Here is a 2,468-nt window from a genome sequence, read left to right as displayed (position 1 = left end):
CCTGGGGACGCAATGGTCTGTTGAGCCTGCACGGCAGCAAGTTTCTCCATGGGCTGACGCAGCAAGACATCAACCTGATCATCCGTCCTCATCCGCAAAGCCTGGTGTCGGAGCCGGCATTGATCCAGGAGTTGCAAGCGTTGTTCCCCGGCAACCTGCGCCTGGAGTGGGACTTTTCGCCGATTCCGTTCGAGGCCATGGCCAAAAGCGACGTGATGATTTCCGATATCTCCGGGGTGATTTTCGACTACGCGTTTCTGTTCGAGAAACCGGTGATCACTGTGGGCATCGAGCCGGTACGCGAAGGCACCGAAGCCAGCGATCTGCCCTACGATCCCTGGGAATTAACGGTGTTGAACGACATCGGTCTGCGGCTGACCGAGCAGGACATCGACCGGTTAACTGACTATCTGCCGACACTTACCCAGGACGAACGGTTCAAGCGCAACATCCGCGCCTTGCGCGCCGAGTACGTGGTGAACTTCGGCTGCGCGGTCCAGCCGATCATGAAGGCTATCAAGCCACTGATTGAGGATCACGCAAACGTGACTCAGCCGTTTGCCGCCCTTGAGCAGCGTGCGGAGTAGGGAGGGGAGGTCATGGCTAATCTGCTCGCTGGACTGTCGATATTGATCCCGGCGCTGGTCCTGGCCGTGACGGTGCACGAGGCTGCCCATGCGCTGACGGCCGCGCTGTTTGGTGACAGGGCGGCGGTGGCGGGCGGGCGTGTTTCCCTCAATCCACTCAAGCATTGCTCGTTGCTGGGCACGGCGGTGGTGCCGTTTTCGCTATTCATCCTGACGTCGCTGATGACCCTGCCMGGGATGTTGGTGGGTTGGGGCAAAGCGGTGCCGATCAGCGAGCATTTGTCCTCTCGCAAGGCCGGGCTATTGTGCACCGCACTGGCCGGGCCGGTGGCAAACCTGCTGCTGGCCGCACTCTGCATCGGTGTGCGCAACCAGGTGCAGGAACACGCCTGGTTGGTCGCGTTTCTGGAGACCTGCGCGTCTCTCAATCTATTCCTCTGTGTGGTCAACATGCTGCCCGTGATGCCACTGGATGGCGCGACGTGCATTCAGGCCCTGAGCAGTGAGCGCGTGTGGAATTACTACAAGCACATTCAGCCCTGCCTCTATGTCACCGGCGCCGGGTTGTTGTTCACGGGTTTGTTAAGCAAGTACATCGTTTGGGCTACACAGAGTCTTCTGAGTTCCCTGCCTAGTGGAGTGATTCATGGCTAGTTACGGACTGTTTCTAATTCTGGCAACCCTGACCGTGCTCAGCCCCGGTCCTGGGGTGGTGCTGACGATTTCCAACTCGCTGCGTCACGGCTGGACCGGTTCGCTGCCCGGCATCTTCGGTATCGCGTTGGGCGCTTTTGTCGTGGCGGGTATTTCCGCCAGTAGCGTAGGGTTGATCCTGGCCGCCTCGGCCACTGCGTTCACCATTCTCAAATACATCGGCGCACTGTACTTGTTGTACCTGGGGATCAAGATGTGGCGTACAAAGAGTTTTATCCCCGAACTCAAAGTCACTTCGTCGCGTCCGTGGCGTCGATTCGTCGAGGCGTTGTCGATCCAGTTGCTGAACCCCAAGGCCGGTTTCTTCTTTCTCGCAGTATTCCCTCAGTTCATCAAACCGGAGGGTAACTACTACAGCCAGTTCTTCTTGCTGGTGTCGTCCTATAGCTTGCTCGTCGTACTGGTTCATACCGGATATGCCCTCATGGCCAACGGCGCAAGAGGCTGGCTCTCCACGAACAAGGGCGCCAGGATTGTCGGTAAACTGTCGGGTATCACCTTCTTTTGCTTTGGCGTGCTGATGGCTTCAGCCAGCAAATAAACAGACTTGAATGATTTAACCAAGGAGGCTTCATGGCCAGAAAGGCAATCAACTTTTTACTATTGGACGAAGACCGCGAGCGACTGAAGAAAATCGCCCGTTCCGGACTTCTGCCGTATAGAAGTGTCACCCGGGCTTCGATTCTGCTGTTACTGGAAAGCGGACTCTCCCCCAAGGAAATCAGCTTCCGGCTGAACATCTCGGCACCGGTAGTGTTCAAGTGGCGTAGCCGTTACTTGGCGTCCGGTATCGATGGGTTGGAGGATCTTCCTCGCAGCGGATTGCCGAAGGTGTTGCCGATGGTCGTGGGTGGATAACGCGCTTCGGTATCGCTCAGACGGGCTCTTGAGGCGCAATCATTCGGGTTTTTGGTGAGCCGTTTGAGTTGTGCTGGAAGATGTCCTGTGGCTGTCCCTTGTCATTGAAAAACACTGCCCGATCCCCGCCGAGTGCCTTTTCCCAGACGCTTGTAGATCAGTTTTACAGTGAGCAGATAGTAGTACCGAGTGGATGGGGTGTGATTTTCCAGATGCCGATCTATAAACCATTTCACGTGTTTGATATTCCAGTTCCAAGGGGTGTCTCGTTTCCAGCGTTTTTGAATCGCCATTTGCATGGTCCTGGCT

The 2,468-nt window shown here is 56.5% G+C and carries 4 protein-coding genes and 1 pseudogene; 4 read left to right on the top strand and 1 reads right to left on the bottom strand.

The window, feature by feature from the left end:
* From ACXRVY_RS24175 to ACXRVY_RS24160, 4 genes are all read left to right on the top strand, one after another.
* On the top strand, positions 1 to 587 hold a 587-nt coding region (locus ACXRVY_RS24175), incomplete at its 5' end, for a hypothetical protein (protein ID WP_458238443.1).
* Positions 588 to 599: 12 nt separating this feature from the next.
* On the top strand, positions 600 to 1,241 hold the full coding sequence (locus ACXRVY_RS24170; RefSeq protein WP_223458550.1) for a site-2 protease family protein: 642 nt from the start codon (positions 600 to 602) through the stop codon (positions 1,239 to 1,241).
* Positions 1,234 to 1,842 carry a LysE family translocator gene (locus ACXRVY_RS24165; protein ID WP_108219795.1) on the top strand — a complete coding sequence of 203 codons (609 nt, stop codon included), beginning with the start codon at positions 1,234 to 1,236 and terminating at the stop codon, positions 1,840 to 1,842. The genes ACXRVY_RS24170 and ACXRVY_RS24165 overlap by 8 nt, the downstream gene beginning before the upstream one ends.
* 32 nt (positions 1,843 to 1,874) lie before the next feature.
* Positions 1,875 to 2,159, top strand: a complete 285-nt coding sequence (locus tag ACXRVY_RS24160; protein WP_411740698.1) for a helix-turn-helix domain-containing protein — start codon at positions 1,875 to 1,877, stop codon at positions 2,157 to 2,159.
* A gap of 101 nt (positions 2,160 to 2,260) precedes the next feature.
* Here the strand turns inward: ACXRVY_RS24160 and ACXRVY_RS24155 are convergent.
* A pseudogene (locus ACXRVY_RS24155) lies at positions 2,261 to 2,468 on the bottom strand (hypothetical protein); the annotation flags it as partial.

Source organism: Pseudomonas sp. P5_A2_2, assembly GCF_054177685.1.
Note: the sequence above shows the minus strand (reverse complement) of the source record. Positions and strands in the feature narration are given on the sequence as shown.

Excerpts from the sequence above, each read along its gene's own strand:
- ACXRVY_RS24165 (WP_108219795.1), top strand. The coding sequence starts at position 1,234 with ATGGCTAGTTACGGACTGTTTCTAATTCTGGCAACCCTGACCGTGCTC.
- ACXRVY_RS24160 (WP_411740698.1), top strand. The coding sequence starts at position 1,875 with ATGGCCAGAAAGGCAATCAACTTTTTACTATTGGACGAAGACCGCGAG.